This window comes from Youngiibacter fragilis 232.1 (assembly GCF_000495435.3).
Lineage (GTDB): Bacteria > Bacillota > Clostridia > Clostridiales > Clostridiaceae > Youngiibacter > Youngiibacter fragilis.
In genome coordinates this window covers 61,230-75,188 of the sequence record NZ_AXUN02000146.1, presented here as the reverse complement: position 1 = coordinate 75,188, position 13,959 = coordinate 61,230, and the positions used below count along the sequence as shown (strand labels likewise).

Annotated in this window: 15 protein-coding genes and 1 pseudogene; 9 read left to right on the top strand and 7 right to left on the bottom strand. The window is 48.1% G+C overall.

The features are described 5' to 3' along the window. The 6 genes and pseudogenes from T472_RS20110 to T472_RS07550 all read left to right on the top strand — a co-directional run. Positions 1-276 (top strand): annotated as a pseudogene (locus tag T472_RS20110) (hypothetical protein); the annotation flags it as partial. Between the two features lie 93 nt (positions 277-369). After that, positions 370-774: an iron chaperone gene (locus tag T472_RS07570; RefSeq protein WP_023383921.1), complete on the top strand. Its 405-nt coding sequence runs from the start codon at positions 370-372 to the stop codon at positions 772-774. Continuing rightward, positions 774-1,382: a sugar O-acetyltransferase gene (locus T472_RS07565; protein ID WP_023383920.1), complete on the top strand. Its 609-nt coding sequence runs from the start codon at positions 774-776 to the stop codon at positions 1,380-1,382. Before T472_RS07570 ends, T472_RS07565 begins: the two co-directional genes overlap by 1 nt. A gap of 12 nt (positions 1,383-1,394) precedes the next feature. Continuing rightward, positions 1,395-2,012 carry a YdeI/OmpD-associated family protein gene (locus T472_RS07560; RefSeq protein WP_023383919.1) on the top strand — a complete coding sequence of 206 codons (618 nt, stop codon included), beginning with the start codon at positions 1,395-1,397 and terminating at the stop codon, positions 2,010-2,012. Between the two features lie 63 nt (positions 2,013-2,075). Continuing rightward, positions 2,076-2,609 carry a hypothetical protein gene (locus T472_RS07555; protein WP_023383918.1) on the top strand — a complete coding sequence of 178 codons (534 nt, stop codon included), beginning with the start codon at positions 2,076-2,078 and terminating at the stop codon, positions 2,607-2,609. Positions 2,610-2,744: 135 nt separating this feature from the next. Further along, positions 2,745-3,674, top strand: a complete 930-nt coding sequence (locus T472_RS07550) for an immunoglobulin-like domain-containing protein (protein ID WP_023383917.1) — start codon at positions 2,745-2,747, stop codon at positions 3,672-3,674. A gap of 119 nt (positions 3,675-3,793) precedes the next feature. Here T472_RS07550 and T472_RS07545 read toward each other — a convergent pair whose 3' ends face one another. Both T472_RS07545 and T472_RS07540 read right to left on the bottom strand, forming a co-directional pair. After that, positions 3,794-5,536, bottom strand: a complete 1,743-nt coding sequence (locus tag T472_RS07545) for an ammonium transporter (protein ID WP_023383916.1) — start codon at positions 5,534-5,536, stop codon at positions 3,794-3,796. Positions 5,537-5,730: 194 nt separating this feature from the next. Continuing rightward, the gene (locus T472_RS07540) at positions 5,731-6,210 is read right to left on the bottom strand and encodes a glutathione peroxidase (protein ID WP_023383915.1); all 480 of its coding nucleotides are present in this window, start codon (positions 6,208-6,210) and stop codon (positions 5,731-5,733) included. A gap of 147 nt (positions 6,211-6,357) precedes the next feature. Between T472_RS07540 and T472_RS07535 the strand changes: the two genes are divergently transcribed. Beyond that, the gene (locus tag T472_RS07535) at positions 6,358-6,840 is read left to right on the top strand and encodes a flavodoxin family protein (RefSeq protein WP_023383914.1); all 483 of its coding nucleotides are present in this window, start codon (positions 6,358-6,360) and stop codon (positions 6,838-6,840) included. 97 nt (positions 6,841-6,937) lie between these two features. Here the strand turns inward: T472_RS07535 and T472_RS07530 are convergent, their stop codons facing one another. Genes T472_RS07530 through nadA form a run of 4 tightly spaced genes read right to left on the bottom strand, consistent with a single transcriptional unit; the run spans position 6,938 to position 10,466 of the window. After that, positions 6,938-7,444 carry a transcription repressor NadR gene (locus T472_RS07530; protein WP_023383913.1) on the bottom strand — a complete coding sequence of 169 codons (507 nt, stop codon included), beginning with the start codon at positions 7,442-7,444 and terminating at the stop codon, positions 6,938-6,940. A gap of 5 nt (positions 7,445-7,449) precedes the next feature. Next, complete coding sequence (gene nadC / locus T472_RS07525; RefSeq protein WP_023383912.1) at positions 7,450-8,286, bottom strand: carboxylating nicotinate-nucleotide diphosphorylase; 837 nt, start codon at positions 8,284-8,286, stop codon at positions 7,450-7,452. After that, a complete protein-coding gene (locus T472_RS07520) occupies positions 8,270-9,553 on the bottom strand; it encodes an L-aspartate oxidase (RefSeq protein ID WP_023383911.1) in 1,284 nt (427 codons plus the stop codon). Before T472_RS07520 ends, nadC begins: the two co-directional genes overlap by 17 nt. Further along, the gene (gene nadA / locus T472_RS07515; RefSeq protein WP_040906997.1) at positions 9,540-10,466 is read right to left on the bottom strand and encodes a quinolinate synthase NadA; all 927 of its coding nucleotides are present in this window, start codon (positions 10,464-10,466) and stop codon (positions 9,540-9,542) included. Before nadA ends, T472_RS07520 begins: the two co-directional genes overlap by 14 nt. Positions 10,467-10,654: 188 nt before the next feature. Here nadA and T472_RS07510 point away from each other — a divergent pair, with 188 nt between their 5' ends. Together T472_RS07510 and T472_RS07505 are read left to right on the top strand one after the other, a co-directional pair. Next, on the top strand, positions 10,655-11,404 hold the full coding sequence (locus T472_RS07510; protein WP_160319130.1) for an alpha/beta fold hydrolase: 750 nt from the start codon (positions 10,655-10,657) through the stop codon (positions 11,402-11,404). A 128-nt stretch (positions 11,405-11,532) separates the two neighbouring features. Next, a complete protein-coding gene (locus tag T472_RS07505; protein WP_023383909.1) occupies positions 11,533-12,519 on the top strand; it encodes a DUF4003 family protein in 987 nt (328 codons plus the stop codon). A gap of 147 nt (positions 12,520-12,666) precedes the next feature. Here T472_RS07505 and T472_RS07500 read toward each other — a convergent pair whose 3' ends face one another. Then, a complete protein-coding gene (locus tag T472_RS07500) occupies positions 12,667-13,905 on the bottom strand; it encodes a M48 family metallopeptidase (RefSeq protein ID WP_023863489.1) in 1,239 nt (412 codons plus the stop codon). Positions 13,906-13,959: the final 54 nt, after the last annotated feature.

Below are 13,959 nucleotides of genomic sequence, written 5' to 3'. Positions count from 1 at the left end.
TCGACAACAGCAATTGTATTTTTGCGATACATGATGATTGCGGAATCGGTTCGTAAAGATTGCGACCAAAGGACGTGGGGAGAAATATTCTTCAGATTCTGCGATGAAGTCAAGGATATCCAATACACAGAATCGGTTAAATTACTAGTCAACGCATTGATTGACATACTGAGGAAATCCCCGGTCCTTACGTCCGAACAAGTGGATGAACTAATTGAACAATTCCTAAAGGTCCTGCCAAAATGCATTCAGACAGGGCTTAGGTTGTCGTCGTAGAGTATCCTGCTTGATTAGCACTAATAATCCAAGTGGGAAAGTTGAGGTGATAACTAAAAAGCAAGGACACAAATAACATAACGGGAGGCTAATATGGACAACAGCATCACTACAATCGATCAATACATTGCAATGGCCGAGGAAGAGGATAGGGAAGCACTGAAGGAATTCAGGAGGGTAATCCATGAGGCGGCACCTGATGCCACTGAGAAGATCAGCTACCAGATGCCTACATTCTATCTGCATGGTAATCTTGTTCACTTTGCAGCCTTCAAGGGACATTATGGCTTCTATCCTGCACCGACTGGCATCGAAGCCTTCAAGGAGGACCTGTCAAAGTACAAGGGTTCCAAGGGAGCGATACAGTTCCCTAAGGACAAGCCTCTTCCAATCGAACTTATTGAGCGGATAGTGAAGTTCAGGGTTCTGGAGAATATAAGGGCTAATGAGGAAAAGAAGGCCAGGAAGAAAAAAGCAAAGACTGATGAGGTGAAATGATGGACCAGAAGGAAAGGATGCTTGCGGGACTTCCTTACAAGTCATGGCTTGACGGGCTTCCGGAAGAGAGAAAGGCTGTAAGGGTGAAGACCAGGGAATATAACACTCTTGAGCCAGGAGACAGGGAAAGAAGAGACGAGCTCATTAGGGAGATACTGGGGAAGACGGGAAAGCAGCTGTTCATCGAGGCACCATTTCTCTGCGACTATGGCAGCAATATTGAGGTAGGGGAGAACTTCTACGCAAACTTCAATCTGGTAATACTTGATGTGGCTAAGGTAGTCATTGGTGACAATGTAATGATTGCTCCGAATGTCGCAATCTATACTGCAGGCCATCCAGTGCATCCTGATTCAAGGAATTCCGGATATGAGTATGGAATAGGGATAACCATAGGGAACAACGTCTGGATAGGCGGCAATGTAGTATTAAACCCGGGAGTCAGGATAGGGGATAACGTGATAATCGGTGCGGGAAGCGTGGTAACCAGGGATATACCGGATAACATGATAGCTGTCGGTAATCCCTGCAGACCGGTAAGGGAGATAACCGAAGAGGACAGGAAATACTATTACAGGGACAGGGTGTTTGACGTAGACGACTATTAGCGGGGTGATTCCATGGCTAAAAAAGAGATTCCTGAGAGCTGGCTTGAAGTCAGCAGCAGGGCAGAATGGCGGGAATGGCTTGAAAGAAACCACAGAAGCGGGCAGCTTGTCTGGCTGAGGATATGGAAGGCAGGAACAGGGATACCAGGTGTTACCCTCTCTGAAGCAGTTTCAGAGGCACTATGTTTCGGCTGGATCGATGGCAGAGCCATGAGCCTTGATGATGAGAGCTACCTCCTGAGGCTTACGCCCAGGAGGAGGGGAAGCCTCTGGTCGAAGGTCAACAAGGACAGGGCTTTGGCGCTCATCGGGCAGGGCCTTATGACAGAGGCTGGTTACAAGGCAATAGAGGAAGCTAAAAAGAACGACCTTTGGGATGAAGCCTATACTTCCAGGGAGGCGCCGGCTATCCCTGATGACCTTTTTGAAGAGCTGAACAGGGATGAGAAAGCCTCTTCCAACTTTTCTGGTTGGAGTAACAGTGACAAGTCAATTGTGGTCTTCTGGATCAGGCAGGCAAAAAGGAAGGAAACCAGGGAGAAGAGGATAAGGATCGTTGTTGAGTGCGCACATGATTGCACGAAGCTGGACACATCATATCTTATACGAAACGGAAAGAAAAGTGACTGATGAGACCAACGTACATGAAGCCGAATGAATTGTGAGAAAACCGATTCCAATGAGGAGAAGATGATGGACAGAAGTAAAATGGTCTGGTATGCAGTATACGGGTCTAACCTTCTATTCGAGAGATTCATGACTTACCTGAAGGGCGGAAGCTTTATGGGAGGGAACCCTGCAAGTCGATGCAATGACACTACTCCTCCAAGGGCGAGGCTTCTGTATGAGCTGCAATACGACATGTACTTCGGGAATTCATCGAGTTCATGGGAAGGAAAGGGAGTTTCATTCCTTGACATCACAAAACCTGGCAAAGCATACAGTGTAGCGTATCTGGTATCCAGGGAACAGTTCGACCACATCTGCAGACAGGAGAATGGAGGAAAAGTGCCTGAGGAAAGTCCTTTGTGGTACGACCTTGTATTCAAGGTGGGTGAGTTTGACGGGATTCCTATGATGACACTTACTAACAGCGGGGTGAGGCCCGCTAAAGAACCGGGTGGAAAATACCTTGAGGTACTGAAGCTTGGGCTTATGGAGAACTATCCTTACCTTACTTCTGAGGAGATAACTGATTACCTTTTCACGAGAAATGCACATAGGTGAAGCACAGGGGCTGGCGACAGCTCCTTTGTTGCTTTTGTAATCAAATTTTCCATTTTAAGTCTCCGTTTCGTTATAACTTCCAGATTGTAATTATGTAGACTGATATCAGAAGGAAGAAAGGGAAGGTGATGACAAGTGCTTAGCTTTGGCAAGAAAGTGGTTTCTGTCATAGTGGCCGCATCAATGCTTTCAGCTGCAGGATGCGCTTACAAGATGGAGAACGGCAATGGCAATGGAACTGGAGGACCTCCGACTTCAGGGCCTGTGAAGCCTGAAGATAATAATATAGTCTTTTCAGACTCGGCCATTATTGTCGCTATTGAGTATGACCCAGTCGGAAAGAAACTTACCTATACTGCGGCGAATGCTCTGGACAAGGACCTGACCTACGGGTCACCATTTCGGATACTTAAGATGGACTTCAAGACAGGAAAGCTCATTGAAACTGAATACGATGATGAACTGGCTTTTGACATGGCTCTATGGAGCCTTGGAGCAGGCAAGGAGCTTGTTGATGCCGTCGACTTCAATATGATAGGCAAGAAGATGGAGAAGGGGTCATACTACGTTGTGAGGGAGTACACGGCAGGTGATGCTGAGGGTGCGCCGGTCCACATTCCGATGGTTAACTTCGATGTTGACTGGGATGGGACAATTTCAGCAAGAGGAATCAATGAAAAGCCAGCCACGTATGAGGACCTGCTGGAGAAGGCTGAGGTTATCAGCGGTCAGAACAAGATCTCATTTACAGTTAGGAATACAACTGACAAGGAACTGGTTTACGGACTTGGGTTCACAATTGACAAGTGGAACGAGGATAAGAATATATGGGAACAGACAACCCTTACAGATGACCTTGCCTTCATAAAGATCGCGGTGCTGCTGAAGCCTGATGAGACAAACACCTCGGAGATTGACCTGTCGCAGATAGAGATGCTTATACCAGGAAGGTTCAGGATCTCAAGGGAGTATCTCAAGGATGGAGGAGGGGCTCTTGTACTCCACATCTATTTCATATCTGACGGGGAAGGCATGCTGTCATACGGAAGGTATCCAGCGGAGTAGATACTGTAACTCAAATTAAATGGCTGAACGTCAAAAGAAGGCATCTGCAAATGCCTTCTTTCTTTGCATCCCAACGGATGCGATCTATGGGTGTTGGTAGAAAAGGGGTAGCTTTTTATTTACTCCACATCCTGAAGAGCTTCGTAGCCTTCTTCTCCTGTTCGGACCTTTACGATGTTCTCCACGTCGTAGATGAATATCTTGCCGTCTCCGATGTTACCGGTGTAGAGCACTTTCTTAACTATGTCAATTACTGTCCTTACAGGTATCTTGCTGACAACTATCTCGACCTTGACCTTTGGAAGGAGATGGGTCTCGACTTCAACGCCCCTGTAGAATTCTGTCCTTCCGCCCTGGATACCATAGCCGAGGACGTTGGAAACAGTCATTCCTGTTATTCCGACCTTGTCCAGAGCGTTCTTCAGCGCTTCGAACTTGTTCTGCTTCATTATTATCTCAATCTTGGTGAACTTGATGTCTGAAGCCGTGGAAGTCTTTGATGTCAGTATCTGGACAGGGAGAGCCTTGTCAAGCGGAACGGTACCTGTCATTGCCTCTGATTCACCACCGGCAGCCAGTGCGAAGGCGTTGACATAATCAGAGCTGACGAAATCAGCGTATGCGCTTTCGAGTCCGTGTTCAGAGATGTCAAGTCCCATGATCTCATCTTCCCTCGATGCCCTGAGGCCGATTGTCTTGTTGATAAGGGTGAAGATTATGAACATAGATACAGTAACCCAAGCTATGACCGAGAAGACTCCTATGGCTTCAACTCCGAGAAGCTGCAGTCCGCCTCCGTAGAAGAGACCTTTAGGCATAGTTCCTCCGGCATAGCTATACTCTGTTGCCGAGAACAGACCTACCATAAGAGTTCCTGCTGCTCCGCACATGCCGTGTACACCTATTGCACCTACTGGGTCGTCAACCTTCAGTACCTTGTCTATGAACTCTATCCCGAATACCACTATGAAGCCGGCAATTATTCCTATGGCCGCTGCTCCAACAGGAGTGACGAGGTCCGTTCCTGCCGTTATGGCTACAAGTCCTGCAAGTGATCCGTTCAGTGTCATGGATACGTCAGGCTTCTTGTACCTGACCCACGTGATTATCATTACCGCTATAGTAGCAGTAGCTGCTGCAAGGTTGGTGGTGAAGAATATGCTTCCAAGGGTTGCAAGGGTAGCATCCCCTTCAGCAGAAACGGTAGAACCGCCGTTGAATCCGAACCAGCAGAACCAGAGTATGAATACGCCAAGCGCTGCATTTGTAAGGTTGTGTCCCGGTATCGCCCTGGACTTGCCGTTCTCATCGTACTTTCCTATCCTTGGCCCGAGTATCTTGGCTCCTACGAATGAAGCTACACCTCCGACCATATGGACTGCGGTCGATCCTGCGAAATCATGGAATCCTAGCTGTGCAAGCCAGCCGCCTCCCCATATCCAGTGACCGGATATCGGATAGACTATTGCACTTATTGACGCACTGTAAAGGCAGTATGCCAGGAATTTGGTCCTTTCAGCCATCGCTCCGGATACTATCGTAGCTGCTGTGGCACAGAATACTGTCTGGAATATGAAGAATGCATACTTTGGCACTCCTGCAGGCAGGATATCGGTGTATGCTCCCTGGCTGAGGAAGTCAATTGCTCCGATGAATGCATTGTTAGTTGCGAACATTATCCCGAATCCGAATAGCCAGTAAATTGGAGTTCCTATCGCAAAGTCCATCAGGTTCTTCATTATGATGTTACCTGCGTTCTTTGCCCTGGTCAGTCCGCCCTCGACCATCGCGAAGCCTGCCTGCATGAAGAATACGAGTGCTGCTGCGATCAATACCCATAATGTGCTTGAAGATGAATACATGATACCTACCTCCTGAATGTTTTGATTATCTATAAAAACAAAAAAGGCGTTGCGAGTAAATCTACTCGCAACACCTTTGCTGCTGATACTAGGATTATACATACGGGGGTAGTGAACGTCAATACTATTTGTTTAAAAAATATTCACTGAAAATATATTTTTTTTGAGTGTTTAGAGGTAGTGGTCCGGAAAAACTACTTTTTCAGCAATTCCAGGATATCGTCCTCGATGGCCATAGGCTCCACTGTGGGGGCGTATCTCCTTATGACATTACCTTCCTTGTCCACAAGGAACTTGGTGAAGTTCCACTTGACTGACTCACCGAGAAGTCCCTTTGTCTCGCTTTTAAGGTATTTGAAGAGCTCATGGGTATTTTCACCGTTGACATCAACCTTGGCGAACATCGGGAAGGATACCCCATAGTTTATCTCACAGAAGTTCTTTATGTCCTTCTCATCACCAGGTTCCTGGCTCTTGAACTGGTTGCAGGGGAATCCGAGGACCACAAGTCCCTTGTCCTCATGCTTGGTATAGAGATTTTCAAGTCCCTCATACTGCGGTGTGAAACCGCATTTGCTTGCCGTGTTTACAATCAGAAGAACCTTTCCCTTATATTGTGACAGGTCCTGATTTACTCCATCGATGTCTATTGCGCTGAAATCATGTACGTTCATTCTTGCACCTCATGCCATATTTTTTACTTAATATAAATATAGATCAGAAAAAGAATTTTGTCAAATTGAATTTTATACAAATTATAATTAATCTGGTTTTGTGGTATATTTAAATAAACAAAATAAGTTTGAATATGGAGGTATGACATGAGGATACTTATAGTCTATGATTCAGTCTATGGAAATACCGAGAAGATCGCATTTGCACTCCGTGAAGCTGTTGCAGGACATGACGAAAGGCTGATGAGGGCTTCAGAGCTCAACCTCCATGACCTTGAAGGTGCTGTGGCAGTTTTTTTCGGTACCCCTACACATGGAGGAAAGTATTCGGAAGAGTTCAAGGAGCTCCTGGAGAGGCTGCCAGACGGTTCCCTGTCAGGACTGACTGCTGCGGTGTTTGACACAAGCATGCCTGAAGAAGGTCAGGGCTTCATAACCAGGAAGGTAGTCAAATTCTTCGGCCATGCATCACCTAAGCTTTCCGAAGCCCTTGAGAAGAAGGGAGCCAGGGTTGTTTCCGTTGATTCCTTTATGGTGCAGGGTAAGGAAGGACCTCTCCTTCCGGGTGAGATAGAAAGGGCAAAGGCCTGGGCTGAGGGAATTGTCGGTAAGCTCCAGACTGGAGGTTAAACCTCGACAATTCATCTGGATGATTAAGGGGTGGAATATCGGGATACAAGAATATGTTAATGATATTGAAGGAAGGCAACCGTGCGATTGCCTTCCTTCAGTCCATAAGGTATCCTTTTGATTTCAATTCACTGATGATAGCATCCAGGTCCTCTTCGCTGTCTGCCTCGATCAGGTGGTAGTGGTCGTCATGGGTGAGGTTCTTGAGAGGAGAGCTCTTCCCTGAGGCGATATCGTCCATCAGCTTCCTGGCGTCCTTCCTTGACTTTATTGAAAGCTCAGCAGATATGCTGCCATAGACCTTGTGCTCGACCCTCACATCCAGGACCCTTCCGCCAAGGTCAACGATGGCATACAGCTCATCAAGGATGCTGTCATCATGGTGCGCCACATGGATCACCCTCTGGTGCTTGCCGCCAGCCTGAAGCACATAGCCTGTGCTCGTGGCTATGATTCCATGGTTGGTCGCGCGAAGAAGGGCCATGTCCTGTACGATGACCTGCCTGCTGACATCCAGGAGCTTTGCCAGCTGTGACCCTGAAAGCGGTTCGCCGCTTGCCTTCAGATGCTCTATTATTTTTCTTCTTCTATCTTCTCCATTCATCTTTACTATATCCTTTCAAGGTTCTTTAGTGATAAGTCCAGTATAGACGAAGAATAGGTGAGAGCGCCAGAGGAAATGAAGTCAACTCCAAGATTAATGAGATCAGGTATGTTCTCTTCAGTCAGGTTGCCGGAGCATTCGATGAGAGCGCGGCCTGCAATCATGCTGACAGCCTTCTTCATGTCCCCGGGGCTCATGTTGTCAAGCATTATGATGTCAGCTCCTGCTTCAAGGGCCTCTTCAAGCATCTCGAAGTTCTCCACCTCCACCTCAATCCTGTGGACGAAGGATGCGTATTCCCTTGCCATTTCTACTGCCTTCTTCACTCCTCCTGCGGCTGCTATATGGTTGTCCTTGAGCATCACCCCGTCTGAAAGGCTGAACCTGTGGTTATAGCCTCCGCCTACCTTCACCGCATACTTCTCGAAGATCCTGTTGTTGGGAGTGGTCTTTCTCGTATCAAGGAGCCTTATCCTGCTTCCCTTGAGAAGGTCCGCCATTTTCCTTGTATGGGTGGCGATGCCGCTCATCCTCTGAAGATAGTTGAGGGCAGTCCTCTCTCCGGATAATATGACCCGTATATCTCCCTCGACTTCCCCCAAGGTCTGCCCCTTGCTGACCCTGTCCCCATCCTTCACGGTGAATCTGCACCTTGTGGTTCCGTCAAGGAGCATGAAGACCTTCTCGAAAACCTGAAGCCCTGCGATGACCCCATCCTGCTTGCAGATAAGCGAAACTCTTCCTCTCGTGTATTTCCTTATGACCGAATTTGTTGAAATATCCTCGGAGGGCATATCCTCCTTAAGGGCAGCCAGTATAAGGTTATCAATGTTCTTCTGCATCTTCCTCTTCCTTTCGTATCTCCTCTAGTATCATCCTTTTGTCATCCTCAGCCATCCTCTCCTTTTCAGGGTATTCCGGCTCAGGGAATACAGGGTGGCCTTCTGGTTCCCAGCTGTTTTCTATATCAAGTGCCGCTCTTTTGCTGAAAACGAGGCTTTCAAGCAGTGAGTTGCTTGCGAGCCTGTTTTTTCCATGGACACCGTTGCAGCTTGTTTCACCCACAGCATAGAGGTTAGCCATGGAGGTCCTTGACATGAGGTCAACCTCAAGTCCACCCATGAAATAGTGCTGGGCAGGGACTACCGGTATGCACTCCCTTGTGATGTCATAGCCTTCCCTGAGGCAGTGCTGGTATATGTTAGGGAACCTCTCCCTTATGTCGGTCCTTACGTAGCCTTTAAGGCAGAGCCTGACATAGGGCATTCCATCCTTCTCCATCTGCTCCAGTATCTTCCTTGTGACAACATCCCTCGGCTGAAGCTCGTCCGTAAAGCGTTGCCCGTTCTTGTCCAGGAGGACTGCGCCTTCACCCCTGACGGATTCCGAGATGAGGAAAGCCCTGCCAGGCTTGTCAGTATAGAGGGCGGTAGGGTGGATCTGGATGTAGTCTATGTCCTTTACCCTGATTCCATGTTTCAGGGCGATTGCAACGGCATCTCCAGTAAGATGGGGGTAGTTGGTGGACTTCTTGAAAAGTCCTCCTATGCCTCCTGTGGCAAGGATCGTGACATGGGCATATATGTTCCTGAGTGTCTGGTCAGGCATCCTTGCGACTATCCCGTAGCATTTTCCATCCTTTGCAAGAATGTCAACCAGTGCCGTATCTTCCAGCATATCCACATTCTTCATGCCAAGGACCTTGTCAAGCAGGGTGCTGTTGATCTCCCTACCTGTGGTATCCTTGCAGTGGAGTATCCTCGCTCTGCTGTGGGCTCCCTCCCTGGTATAGGAATACCTTCCATCCTCCTTGTCAAACCTGACTCCAAGACCTTCAAGGTCACTGATCACATCACGTGACCCCCGGATCATTACATCCACGGCTTCTCTCTTGTTCTCATAGTGGCCTGCCTTAAGGGTATCCTCCATGAAGCTGTCGTAGTCCTCCTTGTCCAGCTGCACGCAGATGCCACCCTGGGCGAGGTTCGAGTCGCTCTGGTCAAGCTTCCCTTTCGTTATGACCAGTATCTTCCTGTAAGCTGATAGGTTAATCGCAGCGAACAGGCCGGATACTCCCGTACCGACTATTATGACGTCATACTCCTTCATTTTTCTTCGAACCTGCAAGCTTCAGCATCAGCTCAAGGGGCTGAAGCCCTTTCTTCATGAGGATCTCATCCATCTTAAGTTCATTGTCAAGCGTTTCAAGGGCATGAAGGAGCTTTTCCAGCGTGTTGAGCTTCATGTCCGGACAAACCTGGCTTCCTGAGACCGCATGGAACCTTTTGCCTTTGCCTATCCTCCCGAGCTCGTGGAATATTCCAGTCTCCGTGCATATGAGGAAATCCTCTGCATCTGTCTTTTCCACATACCTTATGATATCGGAGGTGCTTCCGACGAAGTCTGATAGCTCAAGTATCTCTTCCCTGCACTCTGGATGGGCTGCCACCTTCGCTTCCGGAAGCTCTGCCTTCTTCTTGAGCAGGTCATGCTTTTTTATTGATGTGTGCACATGGCAGTGGCCGTCATTGAACAGGAAGTTCTTCTCTGGAACAAGCCTTGAGATGTATCTTCCAAGGTTCTGGTCAGGTATGAAGTAGATGTTCTTCTGAGGCAGGGCACTTACTACAGACAGTGCATTTGAGGATGTCACGCAGACATCCGAATGGGCCTTGATTTCAGCTGTTGAATTGATGTAGCAGACAACAGCCAGGTCCTCATGCTTCCTTCTTGCAGCCTCGATACCTTCAACCGTTGCCATGTGTGCCATTGGGCAATCCGCCTTCAGGTCAGGCATGATCACCTTCTTGTAAGGGTTAAGCATCTTTGCGCTCTCTCCCATGAAATAGACTCCGCAGAACACGATAACGCTTTCCTTTGCTTCGGCTGCAGCCTTGCTCAGGTAATAAGAGTCCCCGACGAAGTCCGCGACCTCCTGGACATCCCCTGGCACATAGTAGTGGGCGAGGATTACAGCATCCTTCTCAGCTTTAAGCTTCAGTATCTTTTCCCTTATGGTCATTTGTTTAGCTCCTTTTCGTCATATATATGACAATATATTAAGACTTTGCTTGACAGCTGTCAATACAGGTGTAAAGACATAAGAAACAATTAATGAATCCGGGTCATTTTCTGGGTTAATAAAGAGTTCACCCTTTGTTTTCAGTGCGGTGAAAGCTTTGTGGGAAGATGGAGAGAGGGGTGATGACCATGAGGTTCATTGAATTAGGTGATTTAAGAAATCCAGTGCTCCTTCTCATACACGGCGCAGGCACTTCGTGGAACCTTAAGTACGCGACCGTCATCGAGTCGCTTTCTGAGAGGTACTATCTGATAATCCCTGTCCTTGACGGGCATGACCCGGAGGTCAGGTCAGACTTCAACTCACTTGAAGAGGAAGCGGAAAGGATCGAGGACCATATCATTCACAACCATGAAGGAAGGGTACAGTTCGCTCATGGCGGCTCCATGGGTGGGAACATACTGATCGTGATCCTTGCAAGGGGAAGGATAAGGGTAGGAAAGGCTGTCCTGGAAGCGCCATACTGCGTGCCCATGGGCATGTTCGCCCATGTGACCTCGAGGATGCTTGCGGCTCAGATTACCGCAATGAAGAAGGGGGGTAACATCCCTTTAATGAAAAGGATCACCGGGATACGGGATACGACATCCAAAGTGCTGTTTGACGGGATAACGGGAAAAAGCATGAGAAGGAGCATACTTGAATGCCACAGGTTCAGGATCCCGCCAAGGCTTCTCATGACTGATGCAGAGGTCATCTTCTGGCAGGGGAGCGAGGAACCGTTTGCCTACAGGTCAGCAAGGAACCTCAGAAGGTATCTGCCGGACATGAAGATCAAGGTGTTCAAGTCTTCAGGCCATGGCCAGCTTATGGATGTACAGCCTGAAAAGTGGCTTTCGGAGCTGTCAATGGAATTTCAACAGCTGCAGCATGAATGAATTGAACCTTTATCCCGAAAATGGATGCAAGCAATAAGGTAAAATAAATGCAGCTTCATTTCAATAATTGCTTGTTTGGTGTAAAGTTAATATAGGGACATAAAAGAACACTATCGGGAGGGGTCGCGATGACAGAATCACTCTTAAGGAACTGCGAGCTATTTGTAAAGAACAGGGATATCCTTAAGGTAAACTTCAAGTGGGACAGTTCCCAGATGCATCCATTGTGCGCTTCACTTTGCGCAGAGAGGGATATCGAGGCTGACCATGAAAAGATAAGGGCATGCAAGGAGATCATAAAGGAGAATACGGGGCTCCTGTCCGAGTTCAAGGGGACAGTGCTCCTGGCACTTGCTACGATACTTTCATTTGAAACGGATCCGGAAGGCAAGTTCCATCAGGTCACCGAAAGCTATGCAGCCCTGAGGAAGGAATTCCATTCTTCCCCATACCTACCCCTTTCGGCGTTCATGATTGCGGATATGGCGGACAGCTTCAGCTATGAGTCGATAGTTGAAAAGTCGAAACGGATATACAGGAAGATGAAGGAAAAGCACCCGTTCCTGACATCCAGTGAGGATGCCGGGTTTGCAGTGCTGTTTGCACTTTCTGGAATTGAAGAGGATGAGGCCATAGGAAGGGCTGAGGAATGCTTTACGCTGCTCAAGGGCAGGTTCTTTTCCGGTGATTCTGTCCAGGCTCTAAGCCATGCCCTTGCCATGGGCGCAGGACCAAGCGAGGAGAAGGTTTCGAGGACCCTTGAGATATATGAGAAGCTGAAGGAAAGGGGCTGCAAGTACGGGACAGGTCCGGAGCTTGCGACTTTAGGTATGCTCTCCCTGTCCGGAAGTGATGTGGATACGATAGTTGAGGACGTTGTGGAGCTTGACCGGCATCTGTCAACAATAAAGGGCTTTGGAACCTTCGGGACCGGAAAAGCCCAGAGGCTAATGTATGCCAGCTTCCTCACTGCTAACTCATACAAGAGGAACGGCCTTTCGACTGTGATCAAGGCATCGCTCGTAAACAGCGTGACAAGCCTCATCATAGCCCAGCAGGTGGCAGTGATTGCCATAATCGCTGCAACCTCAGCATCATCAAGCACCAGCAGCTGAGTATCGGTATCCTGAGCAAGGCTGAATGATGAGTCCAAGACTGTACAGAATAATGATGAGTCCAAGACTGTACAGAATAATGATAATTGAACAAAGAAAGTATGCAGCTGCCCGAAGCTTATGGCTTCCTGCAGCTGCATACTGCTTTTAGAGGGTTTCGATTGTCCTGGCATTTGCAATGGCCTCGATCCTGTCGCTGATAGGTGGATGGGAGTAGGTCATCGCTACCACGAGAGGGTGAGGTGTAAGGTTTGAGAAGTTCTCCTTTGCAAGGACCTTTAGGGCATTTGTCATGGGCTTTTTCCCGGCGGTCTCTGCCGAGAACCTGTCCGCCCTGTACTCGGCTCTCCTGGAGATTGCCGAAAGTGGGATACCGAGGATGATCCCAAGTGGTTCCATAAGTATCCCGAAAAGGATCAGGGCGAATCCAATGTGTACATCTGAAAAGCCGAAGGACCTTGAAAAGTCACCGGATGACATGAAGTAGTTGAGAAGGGCCAGATAAAGGGCAGTCTGGACAGAAGAAACAAGAAAATTCTTCAGTACATCCTTGTGCCTTGCATGCCCGATCTCATGTGCAAGGACCGCTGCTGTCTCGTCTGCAGTAAGCTTTTCTACGAGGGTGTCGAAGAGGACGATCTGCTTGAACCTGCCGAAGCCTGAGAAGAACGCATTGAGCCTGGAGGACCTCTTTGAAGCATCCATTACGCTTATGCTTCTGACCTCATAACCTGTCCTTCTTGCAAGCTCTTCAATCTTTTCCCTGAGCTCCCCGTCAGGAAGCGGTGTGAGCTTGTTGAACAGCCTTATGAACACCTTGGTGTACAGAAGATTGATGATAAGCGAAAGTGACATGAACAGAAGCCAGGCGTAGAGTATGAACTCATTTCCCATTCCAAGGTACATGGAAAGGAGAAGATATCCAAGGGGACCTCCAAGGATTACAGCAAGGACCAATGACTTAACCTGGTCAAGGATAAAGGTCTTCACGGTAGACTTGTTGAAGCCGTACCTCTCTTCAATGCTGAAGGTCTGGTATATCCTGAAGCCGATCCCTAAAACATAGCTGACAGCCATGTATATGCCGAAGAAGGCAAGTGTCTGAAGCTTGATATCAGAGGTTACAGAAGATGCCAGGCCTGCGATGTATGGAAAGAAGCCGAAAAGAAGGAACACAATGAGGATTGCAGTGTCCGCTATTCTCGCGACCATTGAAAGCCTGTGGCTCTCCATGGTGTAGTCAAGCCACTTCCTGTATTCCTCACTGTCGTATGCATCCCTTACGTTCTCAGGAACTGATTTCAGCCTGTTCCTGTAGTTGAGTGCTGAAAGTGTCACTTCGAGTAAAAAGACCGATATTATGATTCCGATGGTTATCTGCTGCATGGTTTCTCCTTAAGATCGTTCGCGGGTATTATATTTCAATATTAGCATCTGATG

Bases quoted from the DNA above. Each gene is read 5' to 3' on its own strand.
- T472_RS07570 (WP_023383921.1), top strand. From the start codon at position 370: ATGGACAACAGCATCACTACAATCGATCAATACATTGCAATGGCCGAG.
- T472_RS07565 (WP_023383920.1), top strand. From the start codon at position 774: ATGGACCAGAAGGAAAGGATGCTTGCGGGACTTCCTTACAAGTCATGG.
- T472_RS07560 (WP_023383919.1), top strand. From the start codon at position 1,395: ATGGCTAAAAAAGAGATTCCTGAGAGCTGGCTTGAAGTCAGCAGCAGG.
- T472_RS07555 (WP_023383918.1), top strand. From the start codon at position 2,076: ATGGACAGAAGTAAAATGGTCTGGTATGCAGTATACGGGTCTAACCTT.
- T472_RS07545 (WP_023383916.1), bottom strand. From the start codon at position 5,536: ATGTATTCATCTTCAAGCACATTATGGGTATTGATCGCAGCAGCACTC.
- T472_RS07540 (WP_023383915.1), bottom strand. From the start codon at position 6,210: ATGAACGTACATGATTTCAGCGCAATAGACATCGATGGAGTAAATCAG.
- T472_RS07535 (WP_023383914.1), top strand. From the start codon at position 6,358: ATGAGGATACTTATAGTCTATGATTCAGTCTATGGAAATACCGAGAAG.
- T472_RS07530 (WP_023383913.1), bottom strand. From the start codon at position 7,444: ATGAATGGAGAAGATAGAAGAAGAAAAATAATAGAGCATCTGAAGGCA.
- nadC (WP_023383912.1), bottom strand. From the start codon at position 8,286: ATGCAGAAGAACATTGATAACCTTATACTGGCTGCCCTTAAGGAGGAT.
- T472_RS07520 (WP_023383911.1), bottom strand. From the start codon at position 9,553: ATGAAGGAGTATGACGTCATAATAGTCGGTACGGGAGTATCCGGCCTG.
- nadA (WP_040906997.1), bottom strand. From the start codon at position 10,466: ATGACCATAAGGGAAAAGATACTGAAGCTTAAAGCTGAGAAGGATGCT.
- T472_RS07510 (WP_160319130.1), top strand. From the start codon at position 10,655: ATGAGGTTCATTGAATTAGGTGATTTAAGAAATCCAGTGCTCCTTCTC.
- T472_RS07505 (WP_023383909.1), top strand. From the start codon at position 11,533: ATGACAGAATCACTCTTAAGGAACTGCGAGCTATTTGTAAAGAACAGG.
- T472_RS07500 (WP_023863489.1), bottom strand. From the start codon at position 13,905: ATGCAGCAGATAACCATCGGAATCATAATATCGGTCTTTTTACTCGAA.